Genomic DNA, 15,064 nt, shown 5'->3' on the forward strand with positions numbered 1-15,064 from the left:
AGTGCATTTTTATAGCGTATACGCCAATTAATAACGATAAGACCTGAATTGCAAGCGGACTGCAAGCGGCGCGCCAAAATGTTACCTATCGAAACAAACCCAGCATTTATTGGGAATATCACGTTACGCAGGTTCAACGAGGCCAAAAAATAAATTTGCAGAAGCGGGCTTCCCATTTTAAAAAATGAGCGTATACACTTTAAAAACATTGCAGACAGACGCTGCCGACAATCACAAAGAAAGAGGATTACGCCCCATGGGAAGCACTCAAAAAATCGCCATCGTCGGTGCCGGCCTGGGCGGCGCCGCCGCAGCTACCCTGTTGCAGCAGGCCGGTTTTGACGTGGACGTCTACGAGCAGGCGCCGGAGTTTTCCCGGTTGGGCGCGGGGATCCACATGGGGCCCAACATCATGAAAATCTTCCGCCGCATGGGCATCGAACAGCAGCTGGACCTGATGGGCTCGCACCCAGAGCATTGGTTCAGCCGTTGCGGCGAAACCGGCGACTACCTCTCGCGCATCCCGCTCACCGGCTACGGCGCCTCGTATGTCACCGTGCACCGCGGCGACCTGCACGCCCTGCAGATGTCCACCCTCAAGCCCGGCACCCTGCATTTCAACAAGCGCCTGGAAACCCTCGAAGAAACCGACACCCAGGTGCGCCTGACCTTCGCCGATGGTGAAGTGACCTATGCCGACATCGTGATCGGCGCCGACGGCATCAATTCGAAGATTCGTGAAGAACTGCTCGGCGTGGAAAAACCGCTGTACAGCGGCTGGGTCGCGCACCGCGCATTGATCCGTGGCGACCAGTTGGCCAAGTACGACCTTACGTTCGAAGACTGCATCAAGTGGTGGACCGAAGACCGCCACATGATGGTGTATTACACCACCGGCAAACGCGACGAGTACTACTACGTCACTGGCGTGCCGCATGCTGAATGGGACTTTCAGGGCGCATTCGTGGACAGCAGCCGCGAAGAGATGTTCGAAGCGTTCAAGGGCTACCACCCCACCGTGCAGGCCCTGATCGAGTCCACCGAAAGCGTGACCAAATGGCCGCTGCGCAATCGCAACCCGCTGCCGCTGTGGAGCCGGGGTCGCCTGGTGTTGCTCGGTGACGCCTGCCACCCGATGAAGCCGCACATGGCCCAGGGCGCCGGCATGGCCATCGAAGACGCCGCCATGCTCACCCGTTGCCTGCAGGAAACCGGCATCAGCGACTACCGCACCGCGTTCCAGCTCTACGAAGCCAACCGCAAGGAACGCGCCTCCCGCGTGCAGGCGGTGTCCAACGCCAACACGTGGTTGCGCACCCAGGAAGACCCGGATTGGGTGTACGGCTACGACCTGTACGCGCAGCCACTGAAATCTGGGGTGGCCGCGTGAGCACCTTTCTCTATGGCGGTAACGTCCAGGCCAACGGCATTCGCCAGCACTACCTGCGCTATGGCGGCAACGGCCCGGCGCTGATCCTGACTCCGGGCATCACCAGCCCGGCGATTACCTGGGGGTTTGTGGCCGAACGCCTCGGCGCACAGTTCGACACGTACGTGCTGGATGTACGCGGGCGCGGCTTGTCGTCCACTGGCCCTGAGCTGGATTACAGCGCCGAGACCTGCAGCGATGACATCGGCGCGTTTGCCGATGCATTGAGCCTGGACAGTTACCACCTGGTCGGCCACTCCATGGGCGCGCGCTTTGCCGTGCGCAGTGCGGTCAAGCATCCGCAAGGCGTCAACCGTGTGGTGCTGATCGACCCGCCAGTGTCCGGCCCCGGTCGTCGTGAATACCCGAGCAAATTGCCGTGGTACGTCGATTCGATCCGCCAATCCCTGGTTGGGATGGATGCACAGGCCATGCGCGCCTTCTGCGCCACCTGGACACCCGAGCAACTGCAACTGCGCGCCGAATGGCTGCACACCTGCTTTGAGCCCGCCATCGTGCGCGCCTTCAATGACTTTCACACGGTGGACTTCCATCAGGACCTGCCCCACCTCAAGGCCCCAGCCCTGTTGATGGTGGCCGGGCGCGGCGGCGTGATCCTCGATGAAGACATCGCCGAAATCCAGGACCTGCAACCGGCCATCCAGATCGTCCGCGTACCCAACGCCGGGCACATGATTCCGTGGGATGACCTCGAGGGCTTCTTCGACGCGCTCGGCGACTTCCTCACCCAATAAAAACGGAGACCACCATGCACAAGCCTTACCGCATCGGCCAGATCGTGCCGAGTTCCAACACCACCATGGAAACCGAGATCCCGGCGATGCTCAACGCGCGCCAGGCGATCCGCCCGGAGCGTTTTACCTTCCACTCCAGCCGCATGCGCATGAAGCAGGTGCGCAAGGAAGAACTGGCGGCAATGGACGGCGAGTCCGACCGCTGCGCCGTCGAGCTGTCGGACGCCAAGGTGGATGTGCTGGGATACGCCTGCCTGGTGGCGATCATGGCCATGGGCTTGGGTTATCACCGCAAATCCGAGCAGCGCCTGCGCCAAGCCACCGCCGATAACGATGCCAATGCCCCGGTGATCACCAGCGCCGGCGCACTGATCGAAGGCCTCAACGTCATGGGTGCCAAACGCATCGCCATCGTCGCGCCGTACATGAAGCCGCTGACCGAGCTGGTGGTGAATTACATCCGCGAAGAAGGCTTTGAGGTGGTGGACTGGCGGGCGCTGGAAATCCCCGACAACCTCCAAGTCGCGCGCCACGACCCGGCCAAGCTGCCGGCCATCGTCGCGGGCATGAACCTGGAAGGCGTCGATGTGATCGTGCTCTCGGCCTGTGTGCAGATGCAGTCGTTGCCAGTGGTGGCCAAGGTTGAGGCACAAACCGGCAAGCCGGTGCTCACTGCCGCCATCGCCACTACTTACGCGATGCTCAAGGCGCTGGATTTGGAGCCTATCGTGCCCGGTGCCGGCGCCCTGCTCTCCGGCGCTTATTGACTCACCGCGAGCGGGCTTCCTGTGGCGAGCGGGCTTGTCGTGGCGAGCGGGCTTGCCCCGCGTTGGGGCGCGAAGCGGCCCCTCGTCAAGGCAATGGGATTCGTCAGGCAAACCGCATGGCAGGTTTTGGGGCCGCTTCGCAGCCCAACGCGGGGCAAGCCCGCTCGCCACAACACAGAGAATGAGGTGAAAAACAAATGAGCGAACAATCTGCCGACGCCAACTACCAAGGCGTCTGGGGCAACCGCATCGGCTTCGGCAAAAAGGCCGCGCTGCTGATGATCGACTTCATGCAGGGCTACACCACTGAAGGCGCGCCACTGTTCGCACCGGGTGTGGTCACGGCCGTGGCCGAAAGCGTCGAGTTGCTGGCCAGTGCGCGCCAGCATGGGATTGCGGTGGTGCACACCAATATCCGCTACCATCGCGGCCATTTCGCCGATGGCGGCATCTGGGTCAAGAAAGCCCCGGTGATGAAAGACATGGTCGAGGGCAACCCACTGGCGGCGTTCTGCGCCGAGGTGCTGCCCCTGGACGATGAAGTGGTGATCACCAAGCAGTACGCCAGCGCGTTTTTCGGCAGCAGCCTGGCCCCGATGCTGCACGCTCAAGGCATCGACACCGTGGTACTCGCCGGCTGCTCCACCAGCGGCTGCATTCGCGCCACGGCGGTGGATGCGGTGCAACACGGGTTTCGCACCATCGTCGTGCGCGAATGCGTCGGCGACCGACACCCGGCGCCCCACGAAGCCAACCTGTTCGACATCGACAGCAAGTATGGCGACGTGGTGAGCAAGCAGGAGGCGATGAGCAAGTTCAGGGAGCAATAACGATTGACCAGGAACCACGACAAAGAGCGTGGTCCGGAAAAAACTGAGCGTCTCCCACTTTAGAATGCAATCGAATGTGGGAGCGGGCTTGCTCGCGAATGCGATCTGTCAGTCAAAAATGTACTGACTGATCCACCGCTTTCGCGAGCAAGCCCGCTCCCACACTTGATCTCCTCCAGCAGGGAAATCTCAGTCTTCTGACACTGCCTTTGGAAGTCGCTTTTACAGCACTCCGAAGTGCTGGAACAAAAGCGGCTGTATAAAAACCATAAGTCACCGCCAGGAGACACCCCAATGCCCATTGCGAATGCAGCGCCCGCGACCACCGTCGCCGACCCGTCACCACGCTCTACCACAAGATCACCTGGAAGCTGATTCCGTTTCTGTGTTTCTGCTACCTGGCCGCTTACCTGGACCGCATCAACATCGGCTTCGCCAAACTGCAGATGCTCGACCAGCTGCACTTCAGCGAAACCGCGTTCGGCCTTGGCGCCGGCTTGTTTTTTGTCGGCTACATCATCTTTGAAGTGCCCAGCAACCTGGTGCTGGAACGGGTCGGCGCGAAGATCTGGATCGCGCGCATCATGATCACCTGGGGCCTGCTCTCGGCCTGCACCATGCTGGTCACCTCCACCACGCAGTTCTACATCCTGCGCTTTCTGCTCGGCGCCGCCGAAGCCGGGTTTTTGCCGGGTGTGTTGTATTACCTGACCACCTGGTTTCCGACGCATCGGCGCGGCCGCATCATCGCGCTGTTCATGATCGGCCTGCCGCTGTCCAGCGTGATCGGCGGCCCGTTGTCCGGCTGGATCATGGGCCACTTCGACAACCTGGGCGGCCTGCGCGGCTGGCAGTGGCTGTTCCTGATCGAAGCGGTGCCCAGCGTTTTGCTCGGCGTGCTGACCTTCTGGGCGCTGCCCAATACTTTCCAGCAAGCCAAATGGCTGTCGGACGACGAAAAGGCCCTGCTCGAAAGTGAGCTGCGCAAGGACGAAGCCGACGCCACCGGCAGCAAGCACAGCTTCCGCGACGGCTTCTTCAACCTCAAAGTGTGGATGCTCGGCGGTATCGACTTCTCGATCCTGCTCAGCGCCTACGCCATGGGTTTCTGGATGCCGACGTTCATCCGCAACGCCGGGATTACCGACACCTTCCACATCGGCCTGCTGACCGCATTACCCAGCGTGGCGGCGTTGCTCGGCATGCTGCTGATCGGCGCCAGCTCCGACAAACACCGTGAACGTCGCTGGCACATCATCGTGCCGTTTTTCATCGGCGCGGCGGCGATGGCCACCAGCACATTCTTTACCCATAACGTGGTGGCCACGGTGGTGCTGTTCGCCATCGCCTCGGCCGCGATCATCGGCGCCGTGCCGGTGTTTTTCAGCCTGCCGGCAACCTTTCTCAAAGGCACCGCAGCAGCCACCGGCTTTGCCCTCGCCTGCTCGGTGGCGAACATCGCCGGCCTGGTAAGCAACTCGCTGATGGGCGTGGCCATCGACGTCACCGGTAGCAGCGCGGGCGCCTTGTGGTTTTTCGCCGGCTGCCTGATCCTCAGCAGCTTCCTGGTCATCGCCTTGCCGGCGAAACTGGTGAACCGTTAACAACAACAATTTCTGCGGATGAATCACCATGCAAGGCTTCTTTAAAAGCTGTGCGCTGCTTGTCGCGGTCGGCCTGTGTGCCGGCACCGCGCAAGCGGCCGAAAAAGTCATCTTCGACACCGATTTCAACGTGCTCAACGATGACGGCCAGGCCTTTATCATGCTCGCCCAGCTGCATGCGCAAAAACGCATCGAGCTGCTGGGCATGACCCTGGTCAGCGGCAACGCCTGGGTCGACCAGGAACAGGTCGATGCCCTCAAGGCCGTGGAACGCATGGGCGTGGAAAAAGAGGTGGGCGTCTACTCCGGCGCCGCCTACCCGCTGCTGCATGACTACGCCACTTACGAGGCAGAGAAAGCGCTGTTTGGCGCCGGTTGGCCGGGCGCGTTCAAAAACCCGCGCCCGGCCTCGCCCTCGCAGTTGATCGCGCCACCGGATGGCCTGGCGACGCACACCCAACTGCGCAGCGAGACCGCCGCGCAGTTCATCGTGCAAAGCGTGCGCGCCAATCCTCATCAAGTGACGATCCTCGCCGTCGGCCCCTTGACCAATATCGCCCTGGCGATTCGCTCGGCGCCGGACATCGTGCCGCTGATCAAGCGCATCGTGTACATGGGCGGTGCGTTCCAGATTCCGGGCAACACCACACCGGCGGCGGAATTCAACTGGTGGTTCGACCCGGAGGCGGCAAAGATCGTCCTGCGCTCACCGATCGAGCACGTGATTTTCCCGAATGACGTGTGCGAGAAAGTCACCTTCGACAAGTCGGTGTACCAGCGCGTGGTTGCGCAAAAAGGCGCGATTGCCGAGCTGTACAAGCACGAGTTCGGGCCTTTGTTCGACAAAGACCCCAGCTACCACAGCTTCACCTGGGACAGCTTGCCGGCGCTGTTCCTGGTCAGCCCGGACATCGTCACCGAGTCCCGCGATTTGTGGGTGGATGTGGACGCAACGTTCGGCGCCGACTACGGCCGTGCGCTGGGCTACCAGAAAGGTGCACCGCTGGGCACGCAGAAAGCCAAGGTGGTATTTGGCGTCGATCAGCACAAATTCTGGGACGGCTACGTCGGCCTGGTGACGCTGCCGACTCCGGTCAAGCACTGATAAAGGTATCGCTTCCACCTTGCGTGGGAGCGCCCCTCACTCAGCCTGCCAAGGCAAAGCCGCGTTGCAGATCCTCGATCAGCGCCGCCACATCTTCCGAGCCGATATGCAAGCGCACCACCGGGTTCAACGCCCGCTCCGTCGCGCTTTCACGGTCGCGTGTATCCGCCACGGTGACCAGGCTTTCATAGCCGCCCCACAAATCCCGACGCCGTATGAGGCAATCAGCGCTGGCCTATAAAAATAATGGCGCTAGAATCAGCGCCATTCTTGCGCCTGCCTCCCTGACACGAGCCTCCCATGAGCTTTGATTTCGACACGATCCACCCCCGCCTCGGCACCGGCAGCACCAAGTGGAACCGTTACCCGCAAGACGTCTTGCCGATGTGGATCGCCGACATGGATATCGCCGCGCCACCTGCCGTACTGCAAGCCCTGCACCAGCGCCTGGACCAGCACATCCTGGGCTACAGCGTGGCCGGGCCGGATGTGCGTGAAGCCATCGTTGCCGACCTGTGGGCCAAATACGCCTGGCGCGTGCTGCCAGACGAACTGCTGTTTTTGCCCGGCGTCGAACCGGGCTTCAACATGGCGCTGCACGCGTTCGTGCAGCCGGGCCAGCCGGTGGTGCTGCAAACCCCGAACTATCGCCCGATTCGCCTGGCGCCAGCGAACTGGAACCTGCCGCGTATCGAAGTGCCCTTCGCGTTGAGTAACGGCGAATACCTCACGCCGCTGCCGGCCCTGCGCCAGACGCTGACCGGCGCCGGCGCGCTGCTGTTGAGCAACCCGCACAACCCCATTGGCAAAGTCTTCCCGCGCGAAGAACTGCTGGCCGTGGCCAACGCCTGCCTGGAAAGCGGCGCGCTGATCATCAGCGACGAAATCCACGCCGAGCTGTGCTTCGATGGCCGTCGCCATACGCCTACCGCCAGCCTCAGCCCCGAGATCGCCCAGCGCACCATCACCCTGATGTCGGCGAGCAAGGCCTACAACGTCGCCGGCTTGAAGACCTGTTTTGCCGTGGTGCAAAACGCCCAGATGCGCGAGCGCTTCAATAACGCGCGTTGCGGCATGGTCGACAGCGTCAGCCCGCTTGGCCTGGAAGCTACCCGCGCAGCTTACAGCCAGTGCGGTGAATGGCTGGAGGCGCTGTTGAGCTACCTGCAGGCCAACCGTGACTACCTGCTCAACGCCGTGCAAACCCGTTTGCCCGGCGTGGTGATGCATGCCCCGCAAGGCACCTTCCTCGCGTGGCTGGATTGCAGCGCCCTGGGCCTGGACGATCCGCAGCAGTTCTTCCTGGAACAGGCCAAGGTCGGCCTGAGCGCCGGCATTGAGTTCGGCGATGACAGCCAGCAGTTTGTGCGCCTGAACTTCGGCTGCCCGCGTGCGATGCTCGAAGAGGGCTTGCAGCGCATGGAGCGCAGCCTGAAAAACCGCTAAGCGACTGGCCCCATCGCCGGGGCCAGTCCTCCTCGAATCTCGGGCTGTCGACTTGCACAACCCAGCCGGATGAGCCCGTTGGCGCGGGTCGCCGGCGTTAATTCACAACGTTTCGCAACGAACGCCGAACCCCTGCTGTTACTGTTTTTGCCCATCCGTCCCACCGGCAACAGCAGGAGTTTCATGGTATGGCGACCCAGCCCCTTGATCGCTCGTCCGATCCCAAAACCCTTCCCCGCACGCCATCCAAGTCGGGCACCGCTTTTCATGTGCTGCTCAAAAACAGCGCCCACAAAAAAGTCGAGTCCCAGGACAAGACGCCATCGGGGCTCGCTGCCAGCCAGCAACAGGGCTATACACTGGCCGCCAAGGACGCCACGCCACCGCCCGCCCTCGCCGACTACAAGGCTATCGGCCCGCCCGATGAAGTCGGCCCTGGGTTGATTCGTTATGAAACCCAGGACGGAAAGAAAGTCATCGTCAGCGAACAGGACAGCCCGGAGCTGTTCAAGCAAGTGAGTGCCGATTTCAAATCGCTCACGGGCGTGGTGGCCAGCCAGAACGCGGGTTATCAGAGCCTTGGCGCGGATGCAAAAGCGCCGGAAAAGCTCGCCGACTACAAATCCCTCGGGCCACCCGACGAGACCGGCCCGGGCGTGATCCGCTATGAAACCCAGGACGGCACCAAAGTCGTGGTCAGCCAGCGTGACAACCCCGAAGCCTTCCGGAAAGCCAAGGATGACTATGCGAGCTTCACCGGCCTCTCCAGCAGCGAAGACGCCGGCTACAAACGCGCCAGCGACAACGAAGTGTGGCCGCCCTACGCCGGTACCACGGTCGGCCCCGAGGATGAAGTCGGCCCGGGCCTGATCCGCTTTGAGAGCAACGGCCAGAAGATGGTCGTGGCCCGTGACGACAACCCCAAGCTGTTCGACTACCTGGCGGGCCTGCACGAGGTCTACACCGACCCTGGCAAAAAGGCCGTGGTGGAAGGCGAGCTGAATAACGGGGCGGCCCTGGCCGACGCCAACACGCCGGTGCCGGGCCTGAATGACTACAAGACGTTCAGCTGGAACAACGACCAGAAAGACAGCATCCTCACCTACGAACTGCATGACGGCACCAAGGTGGTGGTGTCTTCCGACGTCAGCCCCGAGCTGTTCAAGAGCGTCGCCACCGCCCACGACACCTGGGACAAGATCCACACCAGCGAAAGCGAAGGCTATAAGTTGGCCGGGCCGAATGACTTCCTGAAAAACACCGACATCACGTTCGGTTCGCCCGACGAACTGGGCGATGGCCTGATCCGCTATGAAACCAGCGAAGGCAAGGTCATCGTCTCCAAGGAACTCAGCCCGCAGCTCTACGATGACGTCAAGGCCAAGTGGGACGCCTCCAGTGCCGGCGCGGTCGATGACACGCGCACCCAGCACAACCTGCCCAAGGCCGGTGACCTCGACGTGCTGAACATGGACACCGGCGTGCATGCCGATGAGAAAGACGACAAGTCGCCAACCTTGAGCGTCAGTGAGCTGGCCACCACCCAGTTGATCGACACCTACCGCGCCGGCGTCAAGGATGGCTCGATTCCCAAAGACGACCCGCGTGCCAAGCTGGTGCGCGCGCTGGAAGCCCAGGCCGCCTACCAGAATGGCCACGGCATTACCGGCTACGAAGAAGCCAAGCGCCCGTTCAACACCACCTGGCGCGAGTTCGATGACAAGCAGACCGAGCTGACCTCGGCCGATATGCACGACATCATCGACGGCAAGGCGGTGCAAGAGCAGATCGGCGAACTGTTCAAAGACCCGACCGTGCAGGCCGACTACAAGTCGAAAATGGACGACGCGATCAACAAGCTGCCGAACAAGGACGAGATCAAGCAAAAGCTCCTGGACCTGACGTCCAGCCCGGATTACGTGCTGTACCTCAAGGACCTGCAAGACCAGGGCGAGACCTCTGAGGCGCAGAAAGACCTGAGCGACACCCTCACCTCGCTGTCGTTGTTCGACCCGGAAGCGGCCAGCAAGGCGGCGCAGAACATTCAGGCCGACGGCTTGACCACCGACCTCAACGCGATCCTTTCGGACCCGAGCAAGATCTCCGACGAGAACAAGGAACTGGCCACCAAGGACCTGTTCGGCCTGCTCAAAGGCGTATTGAAAGGCACCCTGCTCGACCTGCCACGGCGCACCCAGGAAACCCTGGAGAAATTCCTCAACGAAGGCCTGCAGGGCAAGGAAAAATCTGCTGGCGTGACCAAGGCCCTGGAGGAGTTGGGCGAGGTCTACAAGAACAATGGTTCGATCAGCGAGGCCGACCTGAAAACCGCGCTGAGCAAACCCTATATCCCGGTCGCCGACCGCGGCATGCTCGGCGAGGTGTTTCATACCCTCAACAGCAAGGGCATCCTGGGTTCTCTCGGCGCCGGCGTGACCCTGTTTTCGGCGATTTACCAATTGGTCGGCAAAGGCGGCAAGCTCGGTGAAACGCCTGCGCAGCGCATGTCCATCGCCAAGGACTTCTTGAGTTTTGCCGGCGGTTCCAGCCACTTCGTGCGCCTGGGCGACAAGATCGGCGAGACCCTGGGCAAAGGCGGCCTGGTGGACTTCCTTGGCCTGGACAAGACGCTGCCGGAAATCTGGGGCAAGACCGGTCTGCAGGAGCCGAACTTCGAATTCCGCGTCAACGACCTGCCCTCCGATGTAAAAGCCAAGATCACCAGCGCACTCGATGCCGTGCCCGACAGCCAGTACGACGGCATTTCGAAGATGTTTGGCGAAGGCGACAAAGCCGTCACCGAGGCCACCGAAGGCCTGGCGACTCACCTGGATGACGGCCTCGCCGCTGCAGGCGCGGCCAAGCTCGGCGCGTCCAAGTCAGCGAAAATTGCCGGCTCGGTCATCAAGGTGCTCGGCCCGGCCACGGACATCGCCGGCGGGTTCGCCGATATCGTGTTGGGCGCACTGGCGATCAAAAGTGGCGTGGACAGCAAAGACCCGCTGGCCCAGGCGGCTGGCGGCCTGCAGGTGGCGGGCGGTGCGTTCGGTGCGTCGGCCGGGGTACTCGGCGCGGCGGCACTGTTTGGCGCAGGCACCGCGGCGGCCTTGACCGGGCCATTGTTCCTAGTGGGCGTGGTGCTGGCGGTGGTGGGCGGGATCATCGGTTACTTTGTCGACCACAACAAAAAGCAGAAAGCCACCGAGAAAGAAAACGACTGGTACCGCGATCTGGCCGGCGACGGCTTATTGCAGGACAACTGGGCCGACAAGGTCGAGTACGCCCACTACGAAATCCACCATTACCACGGCCGCGACACGCCGACCGATGACAGCATCTTTCGCTTCCAGCAATCGGAATGGGAGCACTTCGACCAGACGCCGCAAAAAGGCGGGTCGTCGAGCAATCGGCTGGATGGGGACTTGCACAAGCACTACGAAGACCCCAACACGCCACCCAAAAGCCTGCCCAGCGATGCGCCCCCGGACAAACCGCAACCGCATCAACCGGGCGGCGGCGGCCCGCGCATCAACTGAGGTTCACTGGGCTGGCCTCTATCCATGTGGGAATGGGCGTGCTTGAGAAGGCGGTGTATCAGTGACAGAAAAGCTGAATGCCCCACCGCATTCGCGAGCAAGCCCGCTCCCACATTGGCAGCTGAGTACATCAGCCAGAGGGTGTACTGAGTCAAATGTGGGAGCTGGCTTGCCTGCGAAGGGATCGACTGGGTATGCCTGATGCACCGAGGTGCCCGCATCGCAGGCAAGCCAGCTCCCACAGAAAAGCAGATCTGCACGTGGTCTGACAGGCTCCGACAACCACTAAGGCTGCAGCAATGGATAGGCACCCGGCCTCCCGAGTGACCTACCCAAGCAACCCAGCCCCCACATTAGATCTGAGTACATCAGGGTAATGGGTGTACTGGGTCAAATGTGGGAGCTGGCTTGCCTGCGAAGGGATCGACTAGGTATGCCTGATGCACCGAGGTGCCCGCATCGCAGGCAAGCCAGCTTCCACAGAAAAGCAGATCTGCACGTGGTCTGACAGGCCTCGACAACCACGATGGCTGCCGCAACGGATAGGCACCGGGTCTCCCGAGTGACCCACCCAAGCAACCCAGCTCCGACATTGGATCTGAGTACATCAGGGTAATGGGTGTACTGGGTCATTGTGGGAGCTGGCTTGCCTGCGAAGGGATCGACTGGGTAGACCTGATGCACCGAGGTGCCCGCATCGCCGGCAAGCCAGCGCCCACAAAAAAGCAGATCTGCACTTAATCTGCTTTTGCTTCAACCACGGGTTTACAGCTTGGCAATGGAAACTTCGGTCGACTTCACAAAGGCAATCACTTCGCTGCCCACTTTCAATTCCAGGTCGCGCACCGAGCGCGTGGTAATCACTGACGTCACGATGCCGGACGCGGTTTGCACGTCGATCTCGGACACCACTTCCCCCAGCAGAATCTCCTTAATCACGCCCTTGAACTGGTTGCGCACGTTGATCGCTTTAATGGTCATGTCGGCTTTCCTTTTGGCTGTTGGGTCAATCCGCACGAATGCGCAGGCCCTCAAAATGCGCCATCCAATCAAACATTAAAAGGAATATATAACTCTTTATTTATTCTATACGGATATATAAGAAGTGTTAGCCTGGCAACTGCTGATCAACAAACTGCTCGCTGCAATCACAGCCACAGCGGCTTAAACCCGAGCAAATGCGCTGTAGAAGCAGATGGCACAGAGACTGCCTATTCCGATAAAGCATGACGGAACATGCCATTCTGGAGCCCACGTTTGCCGGGCTGCGCTCGATCCCGAGCCTGGCGTGGATGTTCCTGGTGGCGGCCGAGTTGATCGCGGCCACCAAGGGTTAAAGCGTCAAACCAGCGTGCGGCTCAAGGTCACCCAATACCGCGTCCGCGCTCGCACCTCAAACCCCAACGTCTGGGACAGCAGCGTGAGGATGCGGTCGGTGTCGTCCAGCCGGAAGCTGCCGGTGACGCGTAGCATTTCCAGGCTCGGGTCCCAGCGCAACACGCCTGGGCGATAACGCGACAGTTCGCGCAGAAAATCCCCCAGCGGCTGGTTCTGTGCGGTCAACACGCCGTCGCGCCAGCCCAGTTGCAGCGCATCGAACGCTATCCAGGCGCCAAGCCCTTTGGCCTGCAACGGCGCCTGCTGCCCGCTGCTCAATGACGCCACGTGCCCCTGCACGTCGCGCACCTGCACCACGCCCTTGAGCACCGAGACTAAACAACCGGACGCCAATTGCCGCACACACACTTCGGCCTGGCTGACGTGAACCTCGCCGTAGCGGGTGTTCACGGTCATCGACGCCGCGCCCGGCACATTCACGGCCAGCTCACCGTCTACCAACGTGATGCGCCGCTGCTGGAGATCAACATCCACCGCCGTGGCCGTGTTGAGTTGCACGCTGCTGCCATCGGCCAACGGCAGGCGCCGGCGCTCGCCGGTGGCGGTGTGCACGCCGGCCCGCCATGCCTCGATGGGCAACTGCCGGCTGACCAGCCAGGCGGTCGGCACCAGCGCCGCCACACCCAGCGCACGCTTGAGAATGGCCCGCCGCGACGGTTGCGGGCGGTCGAGGCTGGCCATGGCCAATGCCGGCGGCACGTCGTTGAAACGCTGGCGCAGGGCCTGGGCTTTCTGCCAGGTCAGTTCGTGCTGGGGGTGGCTGTCACGCCACTGCTGCAACGCGGCGTGATCACGTTCGGTGGCCGCGCCGGATTCCAGCAAGGCCAGCCACTGCGCGGCGGCGCGCGCGACCTCGCGGCTCACAGCTCTGCCAGCAAACAATGTTCGTAAGCGTGCGCCATGTAGCGTTTCACCGTGCGCTCAGAAACGTCGAGCCGCTCGGCAATCTCGCGATAACCCAGGCCTTCAAGTTGGCTCCACAAAAATGCGCGGCGCACCAGCACGGGCAAACCGTCGAGCAACTCATCCAGCGCCTGCAGGGTTTCCAGCAACAACCAGCGTTGCTCCGGCGAAGGCACACAGGTGTGCGGAAGGCTTGCCAAGGCCGTCAAGTAAGCCTGCTCAAGACTGCGCCGCTGATGAAAGTTGACCAGCAAACGCTTGCCGACCGTCACCAGGTACGCGCGCGGCTCCTGCATCTGCGCAATCGGCTGGGCACTGGCGAGCACGCGCAGGAACGTATCCTGGCTCAGGTCCGCCGCATCCCAGGCATTGCCCAGGCGCCGCCGCAGCCAGCTTTCGAGCCAGCTGCGGTGGTCGCGGTACAAACTCGACAAGGTGGGTTCGGCGGCGTGGGTCGGGACAACAGCATCATTCATGGCAAGCGACCTGCGCGGCGCGAGTGAGTCTCAAATGAGATTCATTCTATTTAATATCGTGCCGGTGCACCATGCCCTTTTCAACATTGCGTTTATACAGCCGTTTCTGCGTCGAACACTTGCCCGCGCCCGATCACACTGGCAGGGGCTAACACGGCACCCGGCGCCAGCACCGCATTGGCGCCAATCCGGCACTGATCGCCGAGCAACGCGCCGAACTTGTCGCAACCGGTGCGCTGTAACTGCCCGTCAATGCGCACCAGCACCTCCTTGTCCACCCGCTCATTGCGGTAGTTGGCGACGATGCTGCCCGCCTCCAGGTTGATCCCGTGGCCAAGCACCGAATCGCCGACAAAATTGAAATGCGCCAGCTTGCTGCCCTTGAATACCAATGAGGTTTTCAGTTCGGCGCCTGGGCCGATGATGCACTGCGCCTCCAGCCAGCAGCCACCACGCAGCAGCGAACCGCTGGCGATAAAACACTCGGCGCCGATGATCAATGGGCCCTTGAGCAAAGCGCCGGGTTCGACCGTCGCGGTACGGTGCACGGCGATTTCATCGTGAATGACGTAATCATCAAGCGCCAGTTCGGTGAGCAATTGGCGCACGATGGCGGGCGCCTGGGCGACCAACACCCAGGGTGCCAGGTCGGCCCACGGCGCCAGCGGTGATTGGGCAAGGTTGGCGATGTAGTCGGTGAGTCGGATCAACGTCGAACCCTCGAGCATTCAGAGAAGCTCGAAACGCTAGCATGAACACAGCAAACTTTACTATTTGTCTTGATATGGATATTTTATCCAGACACGCACACAAGG

The 15,064-nt window shown here is 61.6% G+C and carries 12 protein-coding genes and 1 pseudogene; 8 read left to right on the forward strand and 5 right to left on the reverse strand.

Going from position 1 to position 15,064, the window contains the following annotated elements; all coding sequences use genetic code 11:
* The first annotated feature begins 256 nt into the window (after positions 1-256).
* From L8K08_RS12005 to L8K08_RS12030, 6 genes and pseudogenes are all read left to right on the forward strand, one after another.
* Positions 257-1,390, forward strand: coding sequence for an FAD-dependent monooxygenase (locus L8K08_RS12005; RefSeq protein WP_242197067.1), 1,134 nt, complete (start codon positions 257-259; stop codon positions 1,388-1,390).
* The gene (locus L8K08_RS12010; RefSeq protein ID WP_242197070.1) at positions 1,387-2,184 is read left to right on the forward strand and encodes an alpha/beta hydrolase; all 798 of its coding nucleotides are present in this window, start codon (positions 1,387-1,389) and stop codon (positions 2,182-2,184) included. The genes L8K08_RS12005 and L8K08_RS12010 overlap by 4 nt, the downstream gene beginning before the upstream one ends.
* 14 nt (positions 2,185-2,198) lie before the next feature.
* Positions 2,199-2,951 carry an Asp/Glu racemase gene (locus tag L8K08_RS12015; RefSeq protein ID WP_242197073.1) on the forward strand — a complete coding sequence of 251 codons (753 nt, stop codon included), beginning with the start codon at positions 2,199-2,201 and terminating at the stop codon, positions 2,949-2,951.
* 197 nt (positions 2,952-3,148) lie between these two features.
* The gene (locus L8K08_RS12020) at positions 3,149-3,781 is read left to right on the forward strand and encodes an N-carbamoylsarcosine amidohydrolase (protein ID WP_242197076.1); all 633 of its coding nucleotides are present in this window, start codon (positions 3,149-3,151) and stop codon (positions 3,779-3,781) included.
* A 294-nt stretch (positions 3,782-4,075) separates the two neighbouring features.
* Positions 4,076-5,385, forward strand: a pseudogene (locus tag L8K08_RS12025) (MFS transporter).
* Between the two features lie 28 nt (positions 5,386-5,413).
* On the forward strand, positions 5,414-6,490 hold the full coding sequence (locus tag L8K08_RS12030; protein WP_242197078.1) for a nucleoside hydrolase: 1,077 nt from the start codon (positions 5,414-5,416) through the stop codon (positions 6,488-6,490).
* Between the two features lie 40 nt (positions 6,491-6,530).
* On the opposite strand, the gene L8K08_RS12035 is transcribed toward L8K08_RS12030, so the two are convergent.
* Entirely contained in the window at positions 6,531-6,692 is a 162-nt protein-coding gene (locus L8K08_RS12035) for a hypothetical protein (RefSeq protein WP_347341004.1), read from the reverse strand.
* A gap of 98 nt (positions 6,693-6,790) precedes the next feature.
* Here L8K08_RS12035 and L8K08_RS12040 point away from each other — a divergent pair, with 98 nt between their 5' ends.
* On the forward strand, positions 6,791-7,936 hold the full coding sequence (locus L8K08_RS12040; protein WP_242197081.1) for a PatB family C-S lyase: 1,146 nt from the start codon (positions 6,791-6,793) through the stop codon (positions 7,934-7,936).
* A gap of 188 nt (positions 7,937-8,124) precedes the next feature.
* Entirely contained in the window at positions 8,125-11,472 is a 3,348-nt protein-coding gene (locus tag L8K08_RS12045; RefSeq protein ID WP_242197084.1) for a hypothetical protein, read from the forward strand.
* Between the two features lie 765 nt (positions 11,473-12,237).
* On the opposite strand, the gene L8K08_RS12050 is transcribed toward L8K08_RS12045, so the two are convergent.
* The 4 genes from L8K08_RS12050 to L8K08_RS12065 all read right to left on the reverse strand — a co-directional run bounded on the left by L8K08_RS12050 (position 12,238) and on the right by L8K08_RS12065 (position 14,959).
* Positions 12,238-12,453: a TOBE domain-containing protein gene (locus tag L8K08_RS12050; protein WP_003173733.1), complete on the reverse strand. Its 216-nt coding sequence runs from the start codon at positions 12,451-12,453 to the stop codon at positions 12,238-12,240.
* Positions 12,454-12,813: 360 nt separating this feature from the next.
* Positions 12,814-13,734 carry a FecR domain-containing protein gene (locus L8K08_RS12055; protein WP_242197087.1) on the reverse strand — a complete coding sequence of 307 codons (921 nt, stop codon included), beginning with the start codon at positions 13,732-13,734 and terminating at the stop codon, positions 12,814-12,816.
* Positions 13,731-14,249: a sigma-70 family RNA polymerase sigma factor gene (locus L8K08_RS12060; RefSeq protein ID WP_145165620.1), complete on the reverse strand. Its 519-nt coding sequence runs from the start codon at positions 14,247-14,249 to the stop codon at positions 13,731-13,733. Before L8K08_RS12060 ends, L8K08_RS12055 begins: the two co-directional genes overlap by 4 nt.
* Positions 14,250-14,341: 92 nt before the next feature.
* Complete coding sequence (locus L8K08_RS12065) at positions 14,342-14,959, reverse strand: LpxA family transferase (RefSeq protein ID WP_242197909.1); 618 nt, start codon at positions 14,957-14,959, stop codon at positions 14,342-14,344.
* Between the last annotated feature and the right edge of the window lie 105 nt (positions 14,960-15,064).

This window comes from Pseudomonas sp. TREG-RG-20F-10-E-6-01 (assembly GCF_022662455.1).
In the GTDB taxonomy this organism is placed as follows: Bacteria; Pseudomonadota; Gammaproteobacteria; order Pseudomonadales; family Pseudomonadaceae; genus Aquipseudomonas.

What these genes read in the sequence shown, in the direction of transcription:
- L8K08_RS12005 (WP_242197067.1), top strand. Translation starts at nt 257, where the DNA reads ATGGGAAGCACTCAAAAAATCGCCATCGTCGGTGCCGGCCTGGGCGGC.
- L8K08_RS12015 (WP_242197073.1), top strand. Translation starts at nt 2,199, where the DNA reads ATGCACAAGCCTTACCGCATCGGCCAGATCGTGCCGAGTTCCAACACC.
- L8K08_RS12020 (WP_242197076.1), top strand. Translation starts at nt 3,149, where the DNA reads ATGAGCGAACAATCTGCCGACGCCAACTACCAAGGCGTCTGGGGCAAC.
- L8K08_RS12030 (WP_242197078.1), top strand. Translation starts at nt 5,414, where the DNA reads ATGCAAGGCTTCTTTAAAAGCTGTGCGCTGCTTGTCGCGGTCGGCCTG.
- L8K08_RS12040 (WP_242197081.1), top strand. Translation starts at nt 6,791, where the DNA reads ATGAGCTTTGATTTCGACACGATCCACCCCCGCCTCGGCACCGGCAGC.
- L8K08_RS12045 (WP_242197084.1), top strand. Translation starts at nt 8,125, where the DNA reads ATGGCGACCCAGCCCCTTGATCGCTCGTCCGATCCCAAAACCCTTCCC.
- L8K08_RS12050 (WP_003173733.1), bottom strand. Translation starts at nt 12,453, where the DNA reads ATGACCATTAAAGCGATCAACGTGCGCAACCAGTTCAAGGGCGTGATT.
- L8K08_RS12060 (WP_145165620.1), bottom strand. Translation starts at nt 14,249, where the DNA reads ATGAATGATGCTGTTGTCCCGACCCACGCCGCCGAACCCACCTTGTCG.